The sequence below is a fragment of the Roseomonas rosulenta genome, from assembly GCF_016106005.1.
Taxonomy (GTDB): Bacteria; Pseudomonadota; Alphaproteobacteria; order Acetobacterales; family Acetobacteraceae; genus Neoroseomonas; species Neoroseomonas rosulenta.
In genome coordinates this window covers 1-5308 of the sequence record NZ_JACADR010000293.1, presented here as the reverse complement: position 1 = coordinate 5308, position 5308 = coordinate 1, and the positions used below count along the sequence as shown (strand labels likewise).

Annotated in this window: 6 protein-coding genes; 2 read left to right on the top strand and 4 right to left on the bottom strand. The window is 70.9% G+C overall.

Annotated elements, in window-relative coordinates:
- Nucleotides 1-387: hypothetical protein (locus HW578_RS22440; RefSeq protein ID WP_198372939.1), on the top strand; the 387-nt coding region annotated here is incomplete at its 5' end.
- A gap of 100 nt (nt 388-487) precedes the next feature.
- On the opposite strand, the gene HW578_RS22435 is transcribed toward HW578_RS22440, so the two are convergent.
- The 4 genes from HW578_RS22435 to HW578_RS22420 all read right to left on the bottom strand — a co-directional run bounded on the left by HW578_RS22435 (nt 488) and on the right by HW578_RS22420 (nt 4445).
- Nucleotides 488-1399, bottom strand: coding sequence for an ABC transporter permease (locus HW578_RS22435; RefSeq protein ID WP_198372938.1), 912 nt, complete (start codon nt 1397-1399; stop codon nt 488-490).
- An 81-nt stretch (nt 1400-1480) separates the two neighbouring features.
- Nucleotides 1481-2434 carry an ABC transporter permease gene (locus HW578_RS22430; RefSeq protein ID WP_198372937.1) on the bottom strand — a complete coding sequence of 318 codons (954 nt, stop codon included), beginning with the start codon at nt 2432-2434 and terminating at the stop codon, nt 1481-1483.
- A 3-nt stretch (nt 2435-2437) separates the two neighbouring features.
- The gene (locus HW578_RS22425) at nt 2438-2815 is read right to left on the bottom strand and encodes a cupin domain-containing protein (protein WP_198372936.1); all 378 of its coding nucleotides are present in this window, start codon (nt 2813-2815) and stop codon (nt 2438-2440) included.
- 10 nt (nt 2816-2825) lie between these two features.
- Nucleotides 2826-4445 carry an ABC transporter substrate-binding protein gene (locus HW578_RS22420; protein ID WP_198372935.1) on the bottom strand — a complete coding sequence of 540 codons (1620 nt, stop codon included), beginning with the start codon at nt 4443-4445 and terminating at the stop codon, nt 2826-2828.
- A gap of 246 nt (nt 4446-4691) precedes the next feature.
- Between HW578_RS22420 and HW578_RS22415 the strand changes: the two genes are divergently transcribed.
- Nucleotides 4692-5308 (top strand): aspartate/glutamate racemase family protein (locus HW578_RS22415; protein ID WP_198372934.1); only part of this gene is annotated, 617 nt, incomplete at its 3' end.

Genomic DNA, 5308 nt, shown 5'->3' with positions numbered 1-5308 from the left:
CTCGGGCCGCGCCTGGCCGAGGCGCTGGCGGTGCCGACGCCGGCGACGGGCCGGCGCGGGGCCGAGACCTCGATGGCGCCCTGGCGCGCCGATGTCACCCGCCTCGTGCTGCGCCGCTGCGCCGAGGCCGGCGCATACGGGGTGGAGGTGGCGACACGCTGGACCACGCCGGGACACGAGGCGCGCTTCCTGCGCGGGGTCCCGGGCGCGCCGCCCCTACCCGGCCTGGTCTTCCCCTACCGCATGCCCTGGGAGGCCGAGGCCGGCGGTCCCGCCACGTGCCGGACGCTGGCCGAGTACTGTGCGACCGGCGGCGCGCCGCTGGTGGCGGATGCGGTGATCGAGGCCGTGTCGGCCGCGCGGGATGCGTTGCTGGCGGCGCGGTGAGGCAACGACGTGGTTAGGTGAACGAGGGGGCGCCGCCCCCTCGACCCCCGCCAGGAAACTCAGTTTCCTGGACCTTCGGTGCTGATCCGGCCTTGCCGGATCAGCCCTTCACATCCATCGCCTGGCGCAGCCCATCGCTCAGCAGGTTGAAGCAGATCGACGTCACGAAGATGCACACGCCGGGCAGCACCGCCACCCACGGCTGCACGTAGATCGCCGTGCGCAGCGTGTTCAGCATCAGCCCCCATTCGGGCTCCGGCGGCTTGGTACCGAGGCCGAGGAAGGACAGGCCAGAGGCAAGGATCATGCACACGCTGATCAGCGACGTCGCATAGACGAAGATCGGCCCGAGCACGTTACCCAGCACATGCACCCGCACGATGGTGAAGGCCGACGCGCCTGACGCCCGCGCCGCATCCACGAAGTCGAGGTTGCGCACGCCGGTCGTGACACTCTCCGCCACGCGGATGATGGGCGGGATGAAGACGAGCGTCAGCGCCAGGATGGCGTTGACGATGCCAGCCCCAAGCGCGCCCGAGATCGCCACTGCCAGCAGCACGGAGGGAAAGGCGTAGAACACGTCGGTGGTGCGCATGATCGCCATGTTCACCTTGCCTCCGGCGAAGCCCGCCAGCACGCCGAGCACCGTGCCGATCACGAAGGCCAGGACCACCGGCGTGATGCCCATGAACCAGGACAGCCGCCCGCCATAGAGCAGGCGCGTGAGCATGTCGCGCCCGAGCTCGTCCGTGCCCAGGATGTAGTTCGGCGTGCCGATCGGCCGCAGCCGGCGGATCATCGAGCCCTGGTAGGGGTCATGCGGCGCCAGCAGCGGCGCGAACACGATCGCCAGCAGCATCACCAACAGCACAACTGCGCATGCAATGGTCAGCGGGTCGCGCCGCAGCCGCTTCCACACGCCGGCCCAGTAGCCCTGGCCCTTCGCCACCGCCTGCTTCGCCTGGATGGCGAGCTCGGCCTCGGCCGCCGTCGGGGTTGTCGCGCTGTTCATCGCCTTGTCCCCTTCATGCTGGCTTTGTGCGTCGCGCGGTCACGCGCGCCTGCACACGCGCGCCTGCAAAGGCTTGCACGTTCATGCCCGCTTGATCCGCGGGTCGAGCGCCGTCTGCACCAGGTCCACCGCCAGGTTCAGCGCCACGAAGAACATCGCCAGCACCAGGATCGTACCCTGCAGCACCGGCAGGTCGCGCTGGAAGATCGCGTTGTTCAGCAGCAGCCCCGTCCCCGGCCAGGAGAACACCGTCTCCACCAGGATCGACCCGCCCATCAGGTAACCGAGCTGCAGACCGATCACCGCCAGCGCATTGGGCGCGGCGTTCTTCACCACATGGACGAAGATGCCCATGCGCGTGAGGCCCTTGCCACGCAGCGCCGTGACGAATTCCTGGTTCATGATCTCGGCGATGATGCCACGCACCGTGCGCGTGACGATGCCCATCGGGATCACCGCGAGTGTCACCGCCGGCAGAACCAGGTGCTGCATGTGCTCCCAATTCCACACCCAGTCGGACGACCCGCCTGGCCCCGCGCCCATCGCCGGCAGCCAGTTCAGCTGTACCGAGAAGATCACCACCAGCACCATGCCGAGCCAGTAGTGCGGCACCGACACGCCTGCCACCGCGATGCCCACCGCCGCGCGGTCCAGCACCGACCCGCGGAAGGTCCCGGCCAGCCCGCCCAGCGTGCAGCCCAGCACGAAGCCGATCAGCGATGCGACCAGCGCCAGCATCAGCGTGTTGGAGATCGCGCTCGACAGGTCCGACCACACGCTCCGCCCGGTTGCCAGCGACCGGCCAAGATCCCCCTGCACCACCTTCAGCAGCCAGATGCCGAACTGCACCGGCAATGGCTTGTCGAGCCCGTAGTCGCGCCGGACCTGCTCCACCACGTCGCCCGGCGCATCGGCCGGCACGATGGCGTTGATCGGGTCGCCTGGGGCGATCTGCACCAGCATGAAGCACACGAAGCCGACCGCGAGCGCGATCGGGATCGCGTAGAGGATGCGGCGAATCAGATAGAAGAACACGGGCTACTCCACGATCTCGAAGTCGGTCGGATCGACATGCGCCGCCTGCGTGAAGGGTATGGTGCAGCCGCCGCGGGTTTCGTGCGGGCCGTGCCCCTCCACGGTCCGCACCGCGAGGAATGCGCCCGGGCCGGAGGCTTCGCCGGCGTTGATGAACTCGCCCTCCAGCACCAGGAGGGATTCAGTGGTCTGGTGCTGGCGGTGCGCCGCCATCCGCGCCCCCGGGCCGAGCCGAAGCGCCGCCACGACCGGCCTCAGCGCCGGATCGGCCTTGAGAAGCGCTGCGGCCAGGCCGCCGGTCACGCCAAGGATCGGAGATGCCGTCCAGGCATACCCATCGCCGGGAATGGTGCTGGACGCTCCGGGGCGGCTGGCGGCCATCCGTGATCTCCTATTGCACGTAGGGCAGCCGCAGGTCGACGAACCACGACTGCGGCTGGACGTAGCCGCGGATGCGCGGGCTCATCGCGCGCGGCGATACGTCATGCGCGATCCAGATGAACAGCGCCTCGTCCACGCCGGCCGCATGCAGCCGCGCCAGCGCCGCGTCGCGCTCCGCCGGGTCGAAGGCATTGCGCGCCTCGGTGATCATCGCATCGAAGCGCGGGTCGTTGAAGTGGCCCCAGTTGTTGGAGACCGGCGGCGCCATCTTGGAATCCCAGAAGCGCACCATGGCGAAGAAGGGGTCCATCGCCGCGAAGGAGACGTTGATGGCATGCGCCCCGCGCGCCGAGGCGTGCTGGCAGCCATTGCGCCAGTTGGTGAACAGCGCGTTCCACTCGATCACGTCGAACTCGACGTTGACGCCGACCTCCTTCAGCTCCTGCTGCACGAATTCGTTCATCGGCAGCGGCTGCATCTGGCCCGAACCGGATGCGCTGATCTGCACGCGCAGCGTCAGCGGGCGCTGCGGTGTGTAGCCGGCCTCGGCCAGCAGGCGCCGCGCCTCGGCCTTGTCGGTGCGGATATTGAAGGTCGGGTTACCGAACCACGGATGCCCGCGCGGCACGGTGCCCACGGGAATCGCCATCAGGCCGCCGAGCAGCGTGCGCAGCCCCTCTCGGTCGATCGCGAGGTTCAGCGCGCGCCGCACCCGCACGTCGCGCAGCGGCGATCCCTCGGCGAAGCAGGGCTGCCACGGCCAGACATGCGGCTGCGCGTTCGACGTGATGGTCATGCCGCGCGCGCGCAGCTGCGGGATGGCGTCGGGCGAAGGCGCTTCGATCCAGTCCACCTGGTTCGACAGAAGGGCGGCGGTGCGCGCATTGGCTTCCGGGATCGGGAGCAGCACGATGCGCTCGGCGCGCGCGCGCTCGGTCCAGTAGCCGTCGAACCGGGCCATCTCGAGCCGCTCGCGCGGCACGAAGCGGGTCACCCGGAACGGGCCGGTCCCGGAGGGTTCGCGCGCGAAGGCGCCCCAGGCGGCCTCGGCATTCGGGCTGGCGGCGCGGTGGCGGTCCCACTGGGCGGGGGACGCCATGAACAGGTTGGTCAGGTTGATCGGCAGCAGGCTGTCCGGCTCGCTGGTGAACAGCGCCACCGTGTAGTCGTCGATCTTCTCGGCGCGGCGCAGCGTGGGCATGCGCGTCGCGGTCACGCCGACCTGGCGGGCGTCGAAGTGCGGCGCCTCGCGGTCGAGCACCTTGCGCACGTTCCACACCACGGCGTCGGCGTTGAATTCCGACCCGTCGTGGAAGCGCACGCCACGGCGCAGCGTGAAGATCCAGCGCGTGCGGTCGTTCGGGTCCACGCGCCATTCGGTGGCGAGGCCCGGGATCACCACCGAAGGCCGGTCGGCCGAGGACAGGTCCCACATGGTGAGGCTGTCGAAGATCGGGATGCCGGTGAAGCGGTTGCCCTCGAAGCCCTGGTCCGGCTGGCCGTTGGTCAGCGGGATGTCGGCCGCGGTCATGCCGATGCGGATGGTGCCCTGCGCCTGCACGGCGGGGGCGGCCGCCAGCGCCGGCAGCGCGGCCAGGCAGGCGGTCAGCAGGAAGCGTCGCAGTCGCATCGGGCCATGTCCTCCGGTGACGTTTTCCCCAGGAAGCAGCTCGGCACCAGCCTGCGCGCGCCCCTGGTCCCGGCGGGACGGCAACCCGCCGGAGCGACCAGGGGCAGCAAGGCCCATGCCATGCGGCTCCCGGCCCCATCCTGCACCGTGCGGGCGGGCGCTGCCTACAACCGCGGCAGTCTGCCTCCGGAGAGGCGGCCCGGCCCCGGCCTTGCGCACCCGATCCCGCCATGCTGATCCGGGGCGATGCGCCTGCTCCTGCTGAACGGCAACACCGACCCGGCTATCACCGACCTGCTTGCCGCCCGCGCGGCCGAGGCGCTGCCCCGGCTCGGCCTGCCGCCGGCCGAGATCGTTCCGGTCACCGCCCCCTTCGGCGCGCGCTACATCGCCACCCGCGCCGCCGTCGCCATCGCCGGGCATGCCGTGCTGGCGGCGCTCGCCGAACATGTCGGACCGGACAACCCGCGAGGCTTCGACGCCGCGCTGATCGCCTGCTTCGGCGAACCTGGCATCGACGCGGCGCGCGAGATCCTGCCCATCCCGGCGCATGGCCTGGCCGAGGCGTCGATCGCGGCGGCGCTGCGCATCGCCCCGCGCATCGCCCTGCTGACCGGCGGCGCGGCCTGGGTGCCCATGCTGCAGGAATTCGCGCTGGTCCGCGGCCATGGCCCGGACCGGGTACTGGTGCACGGCGTGGCGCCGACCGGCGACATGATCGCCCGTGACCCCGAGGGCGCGCTGGCCATCCTGGCCGAGGCGGCGGCGGCGGCGGCGCGCGACGGCGCGGGCGTGGTGGTGTTGGGCGGCGCGGGGCTAGCGGGCCTCGCGCAGCGCCTGGCGCCCGAGGTGCCGGTGCCGGT